This window comes from Cytophaga sp. FL35, from assembly GCF_014349235.1.
Taxonomy (GTDB): domain Bacteria; phylum Bacteroidota; class Bacteroidia; order Flavobacteriales; family Flavobacteriaceae; genus Euzebyella.
The window spans coordinates 64,098-83,759 of record NZ_JACSOH010000002.1; the positions used below are offsets into that span (position 1 = coordinate 64,098).

The window sequence follows — 19,662 nt, forward strand, 5'->3', positions numbered from 1 at the left end:
AAAATTACTCTAGTAATGGAAATGCCTGCTTTCCTCTATAAATGGATTTCTCTTTGGTTGTAAAGGAACTGTTGCCAATGCTCTGAACACAAAGAATATGAACAATCCTGCAAAGAACAATACAGCACCAACCTCTGGAATACCAATAGACCATTGGTCACCCACCGTGGCCGGCATAACCATATTAAATATATCAAGGTAATGACCAAGAAGGATTACTATTCCTCCTAGGACAACAAACCAATTAATACGTTTATAATCACTATTTATTAATAGCAATACAGGGAATAGGAAGTTCATTGCTATCATTCCAAAGAAAGGTAATTTGAAGTCCTCAATTCTAGTAATGTAATAAGTAACCTCCTCGGGAATATTAGAATACCATATTAACATAAATTGAGAAAACCATAAGTACGTCCAGAAGATACTGATACCGAACATAAACTTGGCTAAATCATGGATATGACTATCATTTACGTCTGGCAACAATCCTTTGGATTTCAAATAAATAGTTACCATCGCTATTACGGTAATACCCGAAACGAACATACTCGCAAATACATACCATCCAAACAAAGTACTAAACCAGTGCGGGTCCAAACTCATAATCCAATCCCATGACATCATGGATTCAGATACCAAATAGAAAACCAAAAAGCCAGCGGACCACCTAAAATTCAATTTAAAGTTGGCATTATCATTGGCCTCGTCCTGTTGTAAAGACAATTTTCTGGAATACTGTCTGTAGAATATCCATCCTCCTAAAAATATTGCCGCCCTAATCAAAAAGAAAGTAGGATTTAAATATCCGGATTTGCCCTGAATTAGTTCATCATGAGCAACGACCTCAGGATCCATCCAAACAAAAAGATGGTTCATATGCAATACGGACATAACCAATATTACGAATACAATGATACCACCAGGCACCAAATAGGCAGTAATGCCTTCCATCACCCTAAACAACAATGGAGACCATCCAGCTTGTGCTGCACGTTGTATAGCGTAAAACGCCAAAACCCCAAGAGAAATCATAAAGAAAAAGAAAGCTCCCACATAAAGGGCAGCCCACGGTTTGTTCTGTAATTGATGCAAAACATGTTCATCATGAGAAGCATCATGTGCTCCGTCATGCGCATCAGCACCATGGCTACCTGTAGCAGCGTGAGCTTCACTGGCATGAGCTCCATGACCGTCATCATGACTGGCTACAATTGCCTTTGCTTCCTCAACGGTGCTTGGCATGCTGATAAAACCAATTGCTATACCCAGCAATCCTACAGCCATTAAAATGAACGAACCTATTTTTAGTTTGTTTGAAAACGTATACATATCGCTTCTCTAGGAATTATTTCGTTAAATCTTCTTTAAGTTTCATAACATACTCTGAAACTTGCCACATTTCTTTGGTGTTCATTTGCGAAGCATAAGAACCCATGGAATTGAGACCGTATTGAATAGTATGCATGGTAGTACCTACTGTAATATTACGAGCTACATCATCATAACTAGGCACACCTAAAATCTTTTCTCTTTTTACTAAAGTTCCTTGACCATCACCCTTATCTCCGTGACAAATAGCACAATAGATAGTGTATAATTGTCCACCCGCTGCTAAATTATCCTCACTTTCTAGAGAATCCAAAGGACTGCTCATTACCCTGGCCAATTCTTTGCCCGATGGCGAATTTTCATACGGATAAGGCATCCAACCCCTAGGTATGGTATTGTCTGGGGGTAACATTGCTTCCGAAACTCCCTTGAACAAAGCAATTCTAGTAGTTTCGTCCTCATTAAAACCTTGATACGTCTCGTAACCTACAGGCTCATACATGTTTGGCATGTATTGATAGTTTGGCTCCGTTTGATCACTCCAGCAGGATACCAATAAAAATAGGCTTGAAAACGCTAATGCTATTTTACTAAAACTGTTCATAGTTAGTGACTGTTGTTATTTTCCATTACATTGATTTCAACCGCACCGGTATCCATCAATAATTCGGTAAGCTCCTTCTCATCTCCGTGCACCTCTATCTCCATTAAAAAATGGTCATCCGTAGTTCGCTTATCTGGATTTTCAGCCTCTTTAAAAGGCCAAAGACGACTTCTTAGATAAAAAGTGATAACCATTAAGTGAGCCGCAAAGAAAACCGTAAGCTCAAACATAATAGGCACAAATGCCGGCATATTCTCCAAAAAGCTAAAGCTAGGCTTACCACCAATATCTTGAGGCCAATCCTCAATCATGATAAAATTCATCATGGTAACGGCTACGGTCAAACCTACACAGCCATACAAGAAGGAAGTAATAGCCAACCTTGTTGGAGCCAACCCCATTGCCTTGTCCAAACCGTGTACAGGAAAAGGACAATAAACCTCTTCGATATGATGTTTTGCAGCCTTTACTTTCTTTACTGCATGCATTAACACATCATCATCGTTATAATATGCATGTATCGTTTTAGACGCCATAGCCTATTTTTTATTATTTAGTAAAACCGCTTGACCGGCCCAATCATCACGTTGTGCCCTACCAGGGAAAGATCCGGTAATAGAGTCCAACAAATCGTACTCCCTTTCGGTCATTCTAGCAACTTGCGCAAAGGTATAAATACCAATCTCGTTAAGGGTTGCTTCCATCTGGGGACCTATGCCCTTTATTTTCTTTAAATCATCAGGGGTCTGAGTTGCAGCATCAAAGGTACCCAAACTGCTCAGCAAATCATTTACTCCCGTTTTATCACCCACCGTAGGAATTTCTTCACCCATCAAAACATCATCGGTGATAATTTCGCTTTTTAAATTAGCCGCCTGCATCCTTTCGATCTTATACAAAGGCTGACCAGCATCCCTTAATTTCTTGTAGCGATCACCAGAGGATTTCAAAATAGATTTTACTTCCGCCTGCGCAATTACAGGGAACGTACGAGAGTACAACAGGAACAACACGAAGAAGAATCCAATAGTACCTACAAATATTCCAATATCCACAAAAGACGGAGAGAACATCGTCCAAGAAGATGGCAAGTAATCCCTGTGCAGGGAAGTAACGATAATCACAAAACGCTCAAACCACATACCTATGTTTACCACTATGGAAATAAAGAATGAGAACATAATGCTCGTACGCAATTTCTTAAACCACATGAACTGCGGTGAGAATACGTTGCAGGTCATCATAGACCAATAAGCCCACCAGTAAGGACCTGTAGCCCTGTTCAAGAATGCATATTGTTCATATTCCACTCCAGAATACCAAGCTACAAACAATTCCGTAATATAAGCACAGCCCACAATTGAACCGGTAATCATGATTACAATGTTCATTAATTCAATATGCTGTACCGTAATATAGTCTTCCATATGACAAACCTTTCTCATAATGATGAGAAGCGTGTTTACCATTGCGAAACCTGAGAAAATCGCACCCGCAACGAAATAGGGTGGAAAAATAGTGGTATGCCATCCTGGTATTACAGATGTAGCAAAGTCAAAAGATACAATGGTATGAACCGAGAGTACCAATGGGGTAGCCAAACCTGCCAACACTAAAGATACTTCCTCAAAACGTTGCCAATCCTTGGCACGACCACTCCATCCAAAACTCAATAAACTATATATTTTTTTCTGGAAAGGAAGGATTGCCCTATCCCTTAACATTGCGAAATCCGGTAATAAACCTGTCCACCAGAAAACAAGGGAAACAGATAAGTACGTAGAGATTGCAAAAACGTCCCACAGAAGTGGAGAGTTAAAGTTCACCCATAAGGAACCAAATTGGTTTGGAATAGGTAATACCCAGTATGCCAACCATGGTCTACCCATGTGGATAATTGGAAAAAGACCTGCCTGAACCACAGAGAAAATAGTCATCGCCTCTGCAGAACGGTTAATTGCCATTCTCCATTTTTGACGGAACAATAACAATACGGCAGAAATCAATGTACCTGCGTGACCGATACCTACCCACCACACGAAGTTGGTAATATCCCAAGCCCAGTTTACTGTTCTGTTAAGCCCCCAAGTACCAATTCCGGTAGAAATAGTATAAATGATACACCCAATACCCCAAAGGAATGCCACCAAGGCAATGGAAAAAACAATCCACCAGTGTTTGTTGGCCCTTCCCTCTACAGGAGCAGCAATATCCACACTAACATCGTGGTAGCTTTTATCCCCAGTAACTAAGGGTCTTCTTATAGGTGCTTCGTAATGCGACGCCATATAATTCTGTTATAATTGTTTACTTAAAATACGGTTTATGCTTCGTTGGTATTTCTCACTTTTACGTGGTAGAAAACATTTGGTTTAGTACCTACATGCTCCAATAAATGATAAGCCCTGTCATCCTCTTCAAGAGAAGCAATTTCACTTCCTTCTTCATTTACATCCCCAAACTTAATTGCGCCGCTACTACATGCAGCCGAACAAGCAACAGCATTGTTGAATTCGCCTTCCGCAACGGGTCTACCTTCACGCTTGGCATTCAACACAACCGCCTGGGTAGCTTGGATACAGAATGAACATTTTTCCATAACACCCCTAGAACGCACAACAACATCTGGATTCAATACCATTTTACCAAGGTCATTGTTCATGTGGAAATCAAACTCATCATTGTTATTATACAAGAACCAGTTGAACCTTCTCACTTTATAAGGACAGTTGTTGGCACAATATCTGGTACCCACACAACGGTTATAGGCCATATGGTTTTGACCCTGACGACCGTGCGAGGTAGCAGCAACAGGACATACTGTTTCACATGGAGCGTGATTACAGTGTTGACACATTACGGGCTGGAAAGCCACCTGCGGATTAACTGATGGATCTTCCAATTCACCAAAACCTCCCAAGGAACCATTATCCCCACTTAAACCATCAAATTCATCTTTCTTGATATTATCCTCCTCAAAAGTACTTTCTGAAGAATAGTACCTATCAATTCGCAACCAATGCATATCCCTAGAGAGACGCATTTCTTTTTTACCAACAACAGGAACATTATTCTCAGCATGACAAGCGATTACACAAGCACCGCATCCTGTACATGCATTCAAATCAATGGACATCTTAAAGTGATGGCCGATAGAACGATCAAAACTTTCCCAGATATCCACTTCTGGCGAAGTAACCAATGTTTCTTGGTGATTCAAGGAAACATGAGGGATAGGATTCCACTCACTAGATTCTTTTGTATTGAATTCCTCCAAGGTGGTCTCTTTAATAATATCGCCCCTACCCATTAAGGTATTGTGCAACTGTATACAGGCAAATTCATGCGTGCCAGATGCTTTTTCAAGCGTAGCCGCTTGTATGTTATTAAATCCTTGGTAAAGTGGATATGCATTTACCCCGGTTTGCATTTCTTCTTTAAGACCTACTTTTTTACCGTAGCCAAAAGAGAGACCCACAGAACCTATTGCTTGACCCGGCTGTATGATTACAGGAACATTATTTATGGTTACACCATTAACAGTAATATTCACATAACTACCATCCAAACCACCGTTGGCCACATTATAGTTTTCCAAGCCCAATCTTTCCGCATCCGCTTTGGAAACTGTAACATAGTTATCCCATGACACTCGTGTAATTGGATCAGGAAACTCCTGCAACCATGGATTGCTGGCCATAGATCCATTACCCATACCTGTTTTAGGGTACAAAGTCAACTCAAGACCTTCACCGCTTGTAGCATTGGTCAGCGCACTTATTGCAGAAGCAATGGATATTGAACTTGCCGCGGCAACCATATTACCTGAAGCCGGAACTGCTTCTTTGTCATCCGCAACATCGGCAACATTTTCTGGATCGGCATTTAAAACCGAAGCCGAAATAGCGCCTCCTACAAAAACTCCATCATGCAAAGCTTTGTTCCAATCAGCACCATTCAAAATGCCATTGGCCCAAGTCTCTTTTATAAATTCATAATAGTTCTTATCCGAACCCATCCACTTCAACAGGGAGGATTGGAACTGTCTCGTATCAAACAATTCACGAATGGTAGGCTGCATTAAGCCATAATGTCCTTTTTTAATCTGGACATCTCCCCAAGATTCCAAATAATGGTTGGCAGCAGCCGCAAATTGAGCCACTTCGGTAGTCTCGTTCCAATTGGTTGAGAACACCACTGATAAGCCCACCTTTTCAAGTCCGCTCACAAATTCAGCAGCATTCGGCAAACTGTAGGCAGGGTTAACACCATCCACAAAAAGAGCACCTACTTTTCCGCTGTTCATATCAGCTATCAAAGTGTTTACCGCTTTAGCACTACCCTGTCTCGTATATTTAGGAGCTGCAGCATCAAAAGCTTTGCTACCCAACATTTCATTAATTGCCAGGACAACAGTCTGGGCATTCACATCATCCAACCCGGTAACTACCACTGCATTACTAGCAGCACTACGTATTTGGGCAGCCACACTGTCAACCGAAGCCTGCACATTTTCAGGCAATTCACCACCGGCAGATGTACCGTTTAACTTGGCATACAATTTAGCCAGAGCAATTTTCTGCTGCATTGGAGTCAAAGGAATCCTTTTATCAGCATTTGCCCCGGAGAGTGTCATATTCGCCTCAAATTGAACATGACGTGACATTTTCCCTTTATTGGGAACACGACCCTTCGCGTAGCTGGAATCATATCCACCACCTTGCCAATCTCCAAGAAAATCAGCCCCAAAAGAAACTATCAAATCCGATTTTGAAAAATCATAATCAGCTAAAGCCCTTTCACCAAACTTTGCTTCAAAAGCGGTCAATGCAGCTTCTTCTCCTATTGCATCGTAAACAACATGCTTCACATTGGAGTACTCCGCTTTCATTTCAGCAATCAACCTATCCGTTGAAGGACTGGCATATGTTTGCGTAAGCAATGCTATTTGTTGTCCAGAATTCTTTAATGCCGCCAATTTAGACTTAACCGCAGCGTCCAACGCACTCCAATCAACAGGCTCGCCATTGGCAACTGGCCCTTGTAAGCGGGTGCTATCATAAAGGGAAAGAACGGAAGCGTTTACACGTGCATTTGCACCACCTCCCACTAAGGCATCCCTATTATTTTCAACTTTTATTGGACGACCCTCGCGCGTCTTTATCAATACGCTTGCAAAGTCAAAACCATCCGCAATAGTGGTCGCATAGTAATTAGCAACACCAGGAACTATATTTTCCGGCTGAACCACATAAGGTATGGACTTACGAACCGGACCTTGACATGCCGCCAAAGAAGCTGCAGCGGTACTAAAGCCCACATATTTCAAAAAGTCCCTCCTATTAGTATTGGTTGAAGAAAGATTTTCTTTATCCCCCAAAAACTCATCAACGGGAATATCCTCAACAAATTCATTTTGCCTTAGCGTCTCAACAATGGAATCATTCGGATTTAACTCCGCTTCGTTCTTCCAATATTTTTTGTTTGATGCCATACGTCTCTATGTAATTAGCTACTCTTTCTTAATCTATTAATAGTGGCACTTTCCACATTCCAGTCCGCCCATTTGAGCAGCTGTCAACTTCTCAACACCGTACTTTTTGGAAAGCTCATCGTGTATTTTCTCGTAATATTCGTTGCCCTCAATCTTTACATTGGTTTCACGGTGACAATTGATACACCAACCCATGGTCAACGGAGAATGTTGCGAAACAATTTCCATTTCTTCAATAGGCCCGTGACATTCTTGACACTGAACACCCGCTACCGTTACGTGCTGAGAGTGATTGAAATACACAAAATCTGGAAGGTTATGAATTCGAACCCACTCCACCGGTTTTGTATTTCCAGTATATCTTTGGTTTTCTTCATCCCAACCAACGGCAGCATAAAGCTTTTTAATCTCCTGATTGTAGTCCACCCCATATTCCTGCTTACCTTCTGCCAAAGTTTCCTCGGACACCTGATAGATGGATTTATGACAGTTCATACACACGTTCAACGAAGGAATACCCGAATGCTTGGAAACCCTAGCAGATGAATGGCAGTACTTACACTCAATTTTATTCTCACCAGCATGAATTCTATGTGAGTAATGTATTGGCTGAATAGGCTCATACCCTTGATCAATACCCACTTGCATCATCCAACCATAAGCGAAATAAGCACTCCCCAACAACAAAACGATGACGGACACCAACACCAAGAACTGATTATCTACGAACGCCTTCCAAATAGGTTTTCTTTTAACCGCTTCCTCCTCGGCAAAAACAACACCATTGGCCTCCGCAATCCTCTTAAGTGTACGGTTGACCAACACCAGCATCACCACCAACAAGCCAAAAACCAAGGCAAGCGCCCCAAGAATAACATTATTGGAAACCCCAGACCCAGAACCGCCCGCAGCACCAGGAGAAGCTTCCGAAGCGACATCAACAGCAGGCTTTTTTGGAGGAGCCGCCGTATATGCCAATATATTATCTATATCCACATTGGACAACGTAGGAAAAGCGGTCATTGCCGCTTGGTTGTACTCATTATAAATTTTGTTGGCATAAGCATCGCCCGAAGCAATCATCCCAGGACTGTTCTTAATCCAAGAATACAACCACTCACGATCCAGACCCTCATCTTCAGCCAATCTCGCTTCAACGTTTGCCAAAGCAGGACCGGTCATCTTACGATCTAATGCATGACAAGCTGCACAGTTTTGATTGAATAAGTTTTTACCTGCCGCAGGATCACCATCCGTTTCAGCAGCAGCTTCGGTTTGCTCAGAAGATGCCTCAGCAGCAGCCTCGTCTTGCGCATAGATTGAAGTGGAAATCAGTAGGAAAAATAATACAGTTACACCTAGAATCTTAGAAAATGGATGGAGGTACGGAACCTTTTTCATATGGATTTTATTTCTATCAAATCTTGGCACGATAATTTCTGTTGTATGAAAAATAAGCTTTGCTTTATCAGTGCTAAAATTGATGGCAAAAATACGACATAGACTTTATTTTGTAAATGTTAAAGGATTGATAATTGCTAATTTATATTTATTCTAAATAAATTGCGAGCACCAGTGTTTGTTCAATAAAAATCTACTTTTGTATAAAACGGTAAGACCCAATAATTTCCCTCTAATGAAAACTACACTCCTATCATTTGTGAGCTTATTCTCCGTAGCAATATGCTCTGCCCAACAGGGTACAATTAACATTTCTCAGGACGAAAAAATTACGGAATTGCTGGATATTTATAAGACAGCAAATGAAAGCACGGACTATTATCGCATACAAGTAGGTTTTGGCTCCTATGCAAAAGCTCAAAATATTCAATCTAAAGTAGGTGAGGATTTTCCAGATTTACCCTCCAAAATTGAATTTGACTCCCCTACTTACAGGGTAAGGGTAGGTCGTTTTAAAGACAAGCTTGCCGCCGAAAGAAAATTTGCAGAGGTAAGAAAAAAGTATCCCGATGCGATGTTGCTACAACCAAAAAAATCGACCCGTTAGGTCGATTTTTTTTTGCATTCTATTAAAGTTTCTACCGAAGACCTTTTACTTTGTCTTTAACTTTTTCTTAACGGCCACCTCTTGGAAGGCCTCTACAATATCTCCCTCTTTGATATCATTGTAGTTTTTCACTTGCAGACCACAATCATATCCCTTGGATACCTCTTTTACATCATCCTTAAATCGCTTTAATGATGCCAGTTCTCCTGTAAACACAACTACACCATCCCTGATGAGACGTATACCTGCATTACGGAATATTTTACCGTTTGTCACCATACATCCCGCGATGGTACCCACTTTAGATATTTTAAACGTCTCCCTAATTTCGGCAGTACCGGTAATTTCCTCCTTAATTTCAGGAGACAACATACCTTCCATTGCATCTTTAAGGTCGTTAATGGCATCGTAAATAATGGAGTACATTCTGATATCGATTTCCTCCTTATCGGCTACATCACGCGCATTGCCCATTGGTCTAACATTAAACCCAATAATAATTGCATCAGATGCCGAAGCAAGCAAAACATCAGATTCCGTAATGGCACCTACTCCTTTATGAATTATGTTCACCTGAATTTCTTCCGTAGATAATTTCTGGAAAGAATCCGTCAATGCCTCTACCGAACCATCCACATCACCTTTAAGAATTATATTCAATTCTTTGAAATCACCCAACGCTATACGCCTTCCAATTTCATCAAGCGTTATATGTCGTTGTGTTCTAACGGACTGCTCACGTTGTAGCTGCGAACGCTTTGCAGCTATTTGCTTGGCCTCACGCTCATCTTCCAAAACATGGAACTTGTCACCAGCCTGGGGCGCGCCATCCAATCCCAAGATTGAAACAGGGGTAGCCGGGCCCGCTTTCTTAACGGTTTTACCACGCTCATCTTGCATGGCCTTGATTTTACCACTGTGAGTACCCGCAAGGACATAATCCCCAATCTGCAAGGTACCTCCTTGTACCAAAATAGTTGACACATACCCACGACCCTTGTCAAGGAATGCCTCCACTACGGTGCCATTTGCAACCTTATCCGGATTCGCCTTTAACTCAAGTAACTCAGCTTCAAGAAGCACTTTCTCAAGTAATTCCTTTACACCTTGACCCGTCTTGGCCGAAATATCGTGCGATTGAATCTTACCACCCCAGTCTTCCACCAATAAGTTCATTTGGGCAAGACCTTCTTTAATTTTATCAGGGTTGGCCGTTGGTCTATCTATCTTATTAATTGCAAAAACTATAGGAACTCCGGCGGCCTGCGCATGACTGATCGCTTCTTTTGTTTGAGGCATGATATCATCATCAGCAGCAACAACGATAACGGCAATATCCGTAACTTGGGCACCCCTGGCACGCATAGCGGTAAACGCCTCGTGACCTGGCGTATCCAAGAAAGTAATCCTCTGACCATCTTCCAAGGTAACACCATAAGCACCAATGTGCTGGGTTATACCTCCACTTTCACCTGCTATTACATTAGCTTCCCTCACATAATCAAGCAAGGATGTCTTACCGTGATCCACATGCCCCATAACCGTAACAATAGGAGCCCTACTTTTTAAATCTTCAGGAGCATCTTCTTGTACTTCTATGGATTCCTCCAATTCTGCGGTAACGAATTCCACTTCGTATCCAAATTCATCCGCCACTATAGAAAGTGTTTCAGCATCTAAACGTTGGTTCATGGTCACCATGATTCCCAAAGACATACAAGCAGATATAATATCCGTGGTAGTTACATCCATCATGGTAGCTACTTCACCTACTGTAACGAATTCCGTTACTTTCAATACTTTGCTTTCCAGCTCTTGCTGCTCAAGATTTTTCTCGGTTTGCTGACGGTGTTGATCTCGCTTATCCCTACGATATTTAGCTCCTTTTCCTTTCTTGGATTTACCTTGGAGCTTCTCTAGGGTTTCACGAATTTGCTTTTGCACATCTTCCTCCGTAGGCTCCACTTTGGGAGTGAAACGATTGTTTCCTGGCCCCCTTCTTTGGTTACCACCTTGGTTTCTATTTCCTCTTTGCTGGCCACCGCCACCAGTGTTACTACCTGGTTTAACTATACGTTTTCTACGCTTTTTACGGTCATTGCCATCTGAAGACGACTTGTTCTCTTCTTTCTTTTTCTTTGGCTTGTCAAATTTTGACAAGTCAATCTTGGCGGTAATTTTAGGACCTGAAAGTTTTTTGTATTTGGTAGCAAGAACATCATCACCTTCTTTTGGCTCAGGTTTGGGCTCTTCTTTTTGCTCCTTCTTTACAGGCTCTTCCTTTTTCACCTCTTTGGCCTCAACCACTTTCTCCTCTTTTAGAGGTTCTGGTTTAGGCGCTTCCTTCTCAACAACAGGCTCTACTACAGGCTTTTCCTCCTTCTTTGGTTCTTCTTGTTTTGGCTCCTCTTTTTTCTTTGGATTCAAATCAATTTTCCCCACGGTTTTTGGGCCTGTAAGCTCCACTTTGCCCAACAAAGGTTTTTCAGCGGCAGTACGCTTCTCCCTTGCCAAGCGTTTTTCTTCCTGTTCTTGCTCCAATTGCAGACGCAAAGCTTCTTTTTCTTCACGCTTTTCCTCACCCACTTTTTTAGAAGCAACTTTCTTGCTCTTATCGGTTTGGAACTCTCCTTGAAGCACCTCATAGACCTCATCGGAAATCTTTGTGGTAGGCCTAGCTTCAATCTCATGACCTTTAGAGGCCAAGAAATCCACCGCCCTATCCAAAGAAATATTAAACTCCTTGAGGACTTTGTTGAGTCTTATTTTTGCAACGTCTGCCATAAATTTCTTCTCCTAATTCTTTTAAATTGCTGCTAATATATAGCTAATCTTCCAATTCTTCTTTGAGTATACGCACAACTTCCAAAATTGTTTCCTCTTCCAAATCTGTACGTTTTACAAGATCATCTACATCTTGCTCCAAGATGCTACGGGCAGTATCCAAGCCTATCTTTTTGAACTCCTCGATAATCCAAGCATCAATTTCATCCGCAAATTCTGTAAGCTCCACATCTTCCTCTACACCTTCACGGAACACATCTATCTCATAACCAGTTAATTGACCGGCCAACCTAATATTATGTCCGCCTCGACCAATTGCCTTTGAAACCTCTTCCGGCCTTAAATAAACCTGAGCGGTCATTTTTTCATCATCCAACTTTACGGTTGTAACCCTCGCTGGACTCAATGCTCTTGTAACCATTAACTGCGGATTTGCAGTCCAATTGATTACATCTATATTTTCATTTCCTAATTCACGAACAATACCATGGATCCTAGAACCTTTCATTCCTACACAGGCACCAACTGGATCAATACGATCATCATAGGAGTCTACGGCCACTTTCGCTTTTTCCCCAGGAATACGTACAGCCTTTTTAATAGTAATCAAACCGTCATACACTTCCGGAATCTCCTGAAAGAACAATTGCTCTAAAAATTTGGGGGAGCTTCTGGACATAATAATAGAAGGCTTGCTTCCTTTAAGTTCTACGCTCTCGATAATTCCACGAACATTATCTCCTTTTCTAAAGAAATCCGAAGGTATTTGACGGTCCTTTGGAAGTATAATCTCATTACCTTCATCATCCAATAAAATTATGGCCTTATGCCTAATGTGATGCACCTCCGCAGTATAGATCTCACCTTCCAAATCCTTAAACTGCTTGTAAATGGTAGTATTATCATGCTCATGAATCTTGGAAATCAAGTTTTGACGAAGTGCCAGTATGGCCCTTCTACCCAAATCTATAAGCTTTACCTCCTCAGATACATCCTCACCAACCTCAAAATCGGGCTCAATTTTTCTAGCGTCCGTTAAGGAAATCTCCTCATTAGGCTCCTCTACTTCACCATCTTCTACAACCACACGGTTTCTCCAAATCTCCAAATCCCCCTTGTCCGGGTTAATAATGATATCAAAGTTATCATCAGATCCAAATTTCTTTTTGAGGGCGCTTCTAAAAACTTCCTCTAAAATAGCCATAAGCGTTACCCTGTCAATAAATTTATCGTCCTTAAACTCTGAAAAAGACTCAATTAACGCGATATTTTCCATTACTCTGTTACCATTAAAATGTTATTATGACTTTAGCTTCTTTAATATCAGAAAATTTGATTTCCTCTCTTTTCTGTACTGTTCTTTTTCCTTTTCCCACAGGTTTAGGCTCCCTTGCCTTCCATTCAAGAAAAATTGCCTCCTGATTGGTCTCGGTCAAACTACCCTCAAAGGTTTCCGTCTCAGTTTCAACTTTTAATTTCCTCCCTATATTTTTCGCATACTGCCTTGGCAATATCAAGGGGGAGGTTGCTCCAGCCGAGGTTACCTCCAAGGAAAAATCCTGCTCCTCTCGGTCAAGATTATGCTCAATGGCCCTGCTTATTTTCATGCAGTCTTGCAATGAGACTCCATTATCACCATCAAGGACAACTTTTATGGAATTGTCCGGAGCTACTTTAAAATCAATTAAAAATAATGATTTATCCTCTTCCAATGCATCCTGCAATAATGACGCCGCCTTGTCCTTCAACATACCATTTAGAAATAAAAAAGAGGACTTAATTGTCCCCTCATGAATACTTTTATATCCTTTCAGTGCTGCAAATATACAATTTTTTTAATTCTCACAATAGACCTAAAGCATATCTGGTTTTAAATGACGTAGTTACCTTCAATTACATCAAACCACTAAGGTAAATTACCAGAATACCTCATAAAATTGCATAAAAAATCCCGAAGCATTTACTTCGGGATCCCTTGTTGGCCTACTAGGACTCGAACCTAGAATGACTGGACCAAAACCAGTAGTGTTGCCAATTACACCATAGGCCAATACCAATTTCTAAAAACGAAATCATGTTCCGTATTAGAGCGTGCAAATTTAAAACAAAGTTTCATTTGCACAAACATTTTTATGAGTAAAATTTACTTTGCCCTAAAATCCTCAGCATTTACCCCTACAAACCCTATGAGCACTCCTCGAACGGCCCCAACAAAATGGAATACAACACCCAAACCCTGTTACTTTACCTACTAAACCTTTCAAATTACCTGTTAAACCTTTATGAAAAACACCTCCCTGTATTTATATTAATTAGTAAATTCGCCGCATTGGTTAAACCACTTAGTACATGTTTGCAAAGAACTTCAACAAATGGGACACCCTTTTGGGGTGGGCCGTATTTGCCATAGCCCTCATTACCTATATTATTACCGTTGAACCTACCAATAGTTTTTGGGATGCGGGCGAATACATTGCCACATCGGCAAAATTACAGGTAGGCCACCCTCCCGGAGCTCCTTTACAACAAATGATAGGAGCCTTTTTTGCCATGTTTGCATTTGAACCGGACCAGGTGGCCCGTATGGTCAATTACGTATCTGGCGTATCTAGTGCCTTTACCATTCTATTCATGTTTTGGACCATTACCAATCTTGCCAGAAAATTGGTAAGCAAGAAAGATGAAGTTATGACCAATAGCAAGGCTATTGCTATTTTAGGAAGCGGACTTGTAGGTGCTCTGGCGTTTACCTATTCGGATAGTTTTTGGTTCAACGCCGTAGAAACGGAAGTTTATGCCATGGCGAGCCTCATAATGGCTCTTCAATTATGGTTAGGCCTTAAATGGACAGATAATTTGGACGACCCCAGAGGTCACCGTTGGCTCATTTTAATTTGTTTTGTAGTAGGGCTAACGTTCGGGGTCCAGTTCATGGGCTTTTTGGCAATACCTTCCATTGGACTTTTATATTATTTTCAAACGTACAGGACAACTACGGTCAAGAATTTTCTTTTGGCCAACCTTGCCGTGATTGCGGTGTTGATGCTCGTTTATAAGTTTTCGTTAACCTATGTTTTAAAACTATTTGGATGGAGCGAGGTATTCTTTATCAATAGTATTGGTTTGCCATTTAACTCTGGCTCCATAATCATGGGACTTATCTTCATAGCCGCCTTTTATTTTGGCCTCAATTACACCAGAAAAAACAATTATAGAACGGCCAACCTCATTGTGCTTTGTTCCATGTTTATTTTCCTAGGGTTCTCTACTTGGCTAATGCTCCCTATACGTGCCAACGCTAGAGTGGTAATCAACGAAAATAATCCTGAAGACGCTCGGGCACTTTTAGCTTATTACAACAGGGAACAGTACCCTGGGGTAGATAGTCCGGTATATGGCACTTACTATTCCAATACTTTTGGCGATGCCGGCGAGGACAAAGACGAGGCTCCTAAGTATGAAAAGGACGAGAAGTTGGGCAAATATGTTATAACAAATTATTACAAAGGCGCGGTACCGGGGGACGATCCCAAACATGTTGGGCTTTTACCCAGAATGTGGAGCGGCCAACATGCAGAAAACTACATGCGCTACTTTGGGCCATTGGACTTTAAAATGAAACAATCCAATGAAGAACTCAGAAGAGCGGTAAAACAAGTTAAGGACGGCTTTGCCAATGGTGAAATAGACGCAGAGCAATATATTAGTTTCTTAAGAAGGTTTAGTGATTATCTAGAAGTAGAACCTCCATCATTATGGCAAAACATCAAATACATGGCCCAATTTCAATTTGGCTACATGTATTGGAGGTATTTTATGTGGAATTTCTCCGGAAAGAACAATGACGTGCAGGGCCGTTACAATGGTAATGGCGAATGGATCAGCGGCATCCCTTTCCTTGACAGCATCCGTTTGGGAAGTCAGGATAATTTGCCGGACGAAGTCAAAAATAACAAAGCAAGGAACACGTATTTCCTACTTCCCTTGCTTTTAGGGATAATTGGAATTCTGTTCCAAATTGCTAAAAACCCGAAACAATTCTGGGTATTGTTAATTTTCTTCCTGTTTACAGGTCTGGCAATCCAATTTTACACCAATCCTTCTATATTTCAGCCTAGGGAGCGAGATTATTCTCTAGTAGGCTCTTTCTATATTTTCGCAATTTGGATAGGGCTAGGTGTATATGGTTTGTTTGAGGAACTAAGAAAATACCTTACCCCTAAAATTTTGGCTCCTGCCATAACCATTGTTTGCCTTCTGGCGGTACCTACAGTGATGGCGGTACAAAATTGGGATGACCATAATCGCTCCAATCGTTTCACTGCCAATGCTTCGGCCAGGGCCTATTTAGATTCATGTCAAGAAGATGTGGGAGCTATTTTATTTACGATCGGTGACAATGATACCTTCCCACTATGGTATGCCCAAGAAATTGAAGGTTACCGTACGGATGTTCGCATCGTATGCACCAGTCTCTTTGAAACGGATTGGTACATTGACCAAATGAAGCGTAAAGCCTATGAAAGCGACCCCATTCCTTCACAGATTGAACATGATAAATACCGATGGGGATCCAGGGACGTGCTCTACTATCAAACTGTTGACCCATTATTTAACAAAAAGATTTCTGAAAGCAGATGGTCTATTCATGATTTTATCAAGTGGGTAGATAGTGATGAACCCCAGACCAAACTAAAATACATTTTGGAAAGACAAGAAAACATTGATATGGAGGCCTATTCCGAAAGTGCACAGAATATTGTTTACTACCCCACCAATAAATTACGCATTCCCGTAAACAAGAAAAATGTTCTGGAAAGCGGTCTGGTCAAGGAAAAAGATAGCGCCCAAATTGTAGACTTTATTGATATAGACCTTCCTCGTAGCGCTATCACTAAAAAGAGTATGATGATGCTGGATATCATTGCCAACAATGACTGGAAAAGACCTATCTATTTTTCAGGCGGAAGTTTTGATGATGCCGAATTTATCTGGATGAAAGATTACCTACAGCTGGACGGAATGGCCTATAAATTGGTTCCAATCAAGACCGAAAGAAAGAACTCCTATGAAATGGGAAGAATAGACAGTGACCTTATGTATGATATTGTCACCAATTGGTATTGGGGGAATTCCGGAAGCCCGGATATCTACCACGATCCGCAAACAAGAATTCAAGGGCTTTCTTATAGAAGTAACCTTGCCCGCTTGGTTGAAACGCTATTGAACGAAGACAAAATTGAAAAGGCAAAGGACATCATCAATATAGCCATGGACAATATTCCGGTAGACTATTTTGAATATTACACCTTTGTTGAACCGTTTGTAGATGGATATTATAAGGTTGGAGAGACCAACAAAGCAAGGGAATTATTTGAAAAACTAAAATACATCTATCAAGACCGTTTAGACTATTATGCAGGTATTCCTTTAGATGAGCAATATGACCAAATTGATGAAATCATTGCAGATATGGAAGGATACCGCAGGAACATTGATATTTTGATTGGCAATAATGACCGTGAGAAAGCTGAAAAGGAAACCCTTATATTCAATGAATATATAGATAAGTTTCAACACTTTTACAGGGATAACCTTTTAGAGGAAGAACCCTTGAATCCTAACGGTAATCCAGATTTGAAAGACACCATGCCCGTATCTGACACTACTGTAATTGATGCCACTACCACAACCGATGAGATACCGGATAGTATTCCTGTTCAATAAGAATACCATTCAATAAAAAAGCCCCGTTCCTTTTGAGACGGGGCTTTTTTATTAAACTATTAATTCTTTATATGTACTCGTTTAAAATACCGATTAACGTGTTGGCATCCTGTTCACCACTCTGTCTCCAAACCATTTCCCCCTTTTTATAAATCATCAGGGTTGGTAACCCCTTCACCCTCAATGCCTGAGACAATTCCTTATTTTTATCTATATCGATTTTTATTACCTTACCCCTATCCCCCAAGGCGGCAGCTACGTCACGTAGCACCGAATGCATGGCAGTACTCTGCTCGTTCCATTCGGCATAAAAATCCAACAATACGGGGATTTTCAAATCTATAAGTTCACCAAACTTTGACATAGGTAATTCATTGGGTTAAAAATCAAATGTAGTAAAAAATGTTAAATCCGCTTACCGCACCCGAATTTTAAAGACAACGCCCGGCGTTAAAATCATGTTAAGGGTTTTCGCTTTAAGGTAATCACACTAATTTCTGGCCATATACCTACTCTCCCTGGATATCCCAAGAACCCGAAACCCCTGTTAACATTAATAAATTGCCCCATCTCCTTATAGATGCCGGCCCAATATTTATAACGCCATTTAACCGGACTCCATTTGATCCAGCCCGGTATTTCAATTCCAAACTGCATTCCGTGGGTATGCCCGCTTAAGGTCAAATGATAGTGATACTTATCTTGAAGGACCACATCTTCCCAATGTGATGGATCGTGGCTCATTAGTATTTTAAAGTCTTCCGGCTCTATTTGTGTTGAGGCCTTGGTAAGGTCGCCAGCTTTTTTAAATCCGCCCCTTCCCCAGTTCTCAACTCCTACCAGCGCAATTTTTGCACCTTCTTTTTCAAGATATCTGTGCTCGTTCAGAAGCAAATCAAAGCCCATTTCCCGCTGAAGGTTTTTCAGATCGTCCAAATTTTTCCTTTTTAACTCCGGCGTATCCCAAGCAACATAATCCCCATAGTCATGGTTTCCCAACACGGAAAACTTACCGTCCTTTGCCCGTAAAGTAGAGAACAAATCGGCCCATGGAATCATTTCTTCACACTTATTGTTGACCATATCCCCTGTAAACAAAATAACATCACTTTGCTGTTCATTGATAAGGTTAATGGCATATTCAATTTTCTTTCGGTCATCAAAACTTCCGCTATGCACATCGGAAATTTGGGTAATCTGGTATCCATCAAATTCCTCTGGTAGATCTTCAAACTCCAAATTATACTTCAGTACTTGAAAATTATACTTCCCCCTGTACATACCATATAATAATGCCCCAAAGGGAATGGCTGCCAACCCCAACCCGATAAGACTCAAAAACTTACGCCTTTGCGGTAAGGTAAAAGTCTTATCGTTTCCAGAAAACTTATGGTACAATCCCGCAACCAGCCTAAAAATATCCTCTGAAAAAAGAAATAGAATAGTAATGAGCTGAAAGGCCATAACTGTAAGCAACAGGCCAAAAGCATAGCTTTTAGGTTTACTTAGTACACGCCCCTCTTCTTCACCCAAGGTAAATTGATAGATAAAATTCCCCAATACCAAGAGCGCGATGGCAATAAACAGATAATGAACCCAAGGGTATCGCGTCACCGTTTTAAGCGCCTGAAGAGCGTAAAGCCCCAGTGCAAGGTAGATAGCTATAAAAATAATCCAACGTAACATAGGACAAAGATATCCCATCCATAGCGC

The 19,662-nt window shown here is 41.0% G+C and carries 13 protein-coding genes, 1 tRNA gene and 1 pseudogene; 2 read left to right on the top strand and 13 right to left on the bottom strand.

Annotated elements, in window-relative coordinates:
* Window positions 1-9: 9 nt before the first annotated feature.
* The 7 genes and pseudogenes from BIZ36_RS01525 to BIZ36_RS01550 form a co-directional block, all read right to left on the bottom strand.
* On the bottom strand, window positions 10-1,332 hold the full coding sequence (locus BIZ36_RS01525; RefSeq protein WP_187456099.1) for a quinol:cytochrome C oxidoreductase: 1,323 nt from the start codon (window positions 1,330-1,332) through the stop codon (window positions 10-12).
* A 16-nt stretch (window positions 1,333-1,348) separates the two neighbouring features.
* Window positions 1,349-1,936, bottom strand: a complete 588-nt coding sequence (locus tag BIZ36_RS01530; RefSeq protein WP_187456100.1) for a c-type cytochrome — start codon at window positions 1,934-1,936, stop codon at window positions 1,349-1,351.
* A gap of 2 nt (window positions 1,937-1,938) precedes the next feature.
* The gene (locus BIZ36_RS01535; RefSeq protein ID WP_187456101.1) at window positions 1,939-2,472 is read right to left on the bottom strand and encodes a DUF3341 domain-containing protein; all 534 of its coding nucleotides are present in this window, start codon (window positions 2,470-2,472) and stop codon (window positions 1,939-1,941) included.
* Between the two features lie 3 nt (window positions 2,473-2,475).
* The gene (locus BIZ36_RS21380; RefSeq protein ID WP_502709161.1) at window positions 2,476-2,817 is read right to left on the bottom strand and encodes a helix-hairpin-helix domain-containing protein; all 342 of its coding nucleotides are present in this window, start codon (window positions 2,815-2,817) and stop codon (window positions 2,476-2,478) included.
* Window positions 2,818-2,856: 39 nt separating this feature from the next.
* Window positions 2,857-4,224: pseudogene (nrfD, locus tag BIZ36_RS01540) on the bottom strand (NrfD/PsrC family molybdoenzyme membrane anchor subunit); the annotation flags it as partial.
* Between the two features lie 35 nt (window positions 4,225-4,259).
* A complete protein-coding gene (locus BIZ36_RS01545) occupies window positions 4,260-7,430 on the bottom strand; it encodes a TAT-variant-translocated molybdopterin oxidoreductase (protein ID WP_187456103.1) in 3,171 nt (1,056 codons plus the stop codon).
* Between the two features lie 36 nt (window positions 7,431-7,466).
* Complete coding sequence (locus BIZ36_RS01550) at window positions 7,467-8,831, bottom strand: cytochrome c3 family protein (RefSeq protein WP_187456104.1); 1,365 nt, start codon at window positions 8,829-8,831, stop codon at window positions 7,467-7,469.
* A gap of 235 nt (window positions 8,832-9,066) precedes the next feature.
* Here BIZ36_RS01550 and BIZ36_RS01555 point away from each other — a divergent pair, with 235 nt between their 5' ends.
* A complete protein-coding gene (locus tag BIZ36_RS01555; protein ID WP_187456105.1) occupies window positions 9,067-9,438 on the top strand; it encodes an SPOR domain-containing protein in 372 nt (123 codons plus the stop codon).
* Between the two features lie 45 nt (window positions 9,439-9,483).
* On the opposite strand, the gene infB is transcribed toward BIZ36_RS01555, so the two are convergent.
* The 4 genes from infB to BIZ36_RS01575 form a co-directional block, all read right to left on the bottom strand.
* Window positions 9,484-12,222 (bottom strand): translation initiation factor IF-2, encoded by a 2,739-nt coding sequence (gene infB / locus BIZ36_RS01560; protein ID WP_187456106.1) that lies wholly within the window; start codon window positions 12,220-12,222, stop codon window positions 9,484-9,486.
* Between the two features lie 43 nt (window positions 12,223-12,265).
* Entirely contained in the window at window positions 12,266-13,498 is a 1,233-nt protein-coding gene (gene nusA / locus BIZ36_RS01565; RefSeq protein ID WP_187456107.1) for a transcription termination factor NusA, read from the bottom strand.
* A gap of 13 nt (window positions 13,499-13,511) precedes the next feature.
* The gene (rimP, locus tag BIZ36_RS01570) at window positions 13,512-13,973 is read right to left on the bottom strand and encodes a ribosome assembly cofactor RimP (RefSeq protein ID WP_187456108.1); all 462 of its coding nucleotides are present in this window, start codon (window positions 13,971-13,973) and stop codon (window positions 13,512-13,514) included.
* 227 nt (window positions 13,974-14,200) lie between these two features.
* Window positions 14,201-14,272, bottom strand: a tRNA-Gln gene (locus BIZ36_RS01575).
* A 299-nt stretch (window positions 14,273-14,571) separates the two neighbouring features.
* Between BIZ36_RS01575 and BIZ36_RS01580 the strand changes: the two genes are divergently transcribed.
* Complete coding sequence (locus BIZ36_RS01580; protein WP_187456109.1) at window positions 14,572-17,949, top strand: glycosyltransferase family 117 protein; 3,378 nt, start codon at window positions 14,572-14,574, stop codon at window positions 17,947-17,949.
* 67 nt (window positions 17,950-18,016) lie between these two features.
* Here the strand turns inward: BIZ36_RS01580 and BIZ36_RS01585 are convergent, their stop codons facing one another.
* On the bottom strand, window positions 18,017-18,313 hold the full coding sequence (locus BIZ36_RS01585) for a thioredoxin family protein (protein WP_187456110.1): 297 nt from the start codon (window positions 18,311-18,313) through the stop codon (window positions 18,017-18,019).
* Window positions 18,314-18,405: 92 nt separating this feature from the next.
* Entirely contained in the window at window positions 18,406-19,653 is a 1,248-nt protein-coding gene (locus BIZ36_RS01590) for a metallophosphoesterase (RefSeq protein WP_286174507.1), read from the bottom strand.
* Window positions 19,654-19,662 lie beyond the last annotated feature (9 nt).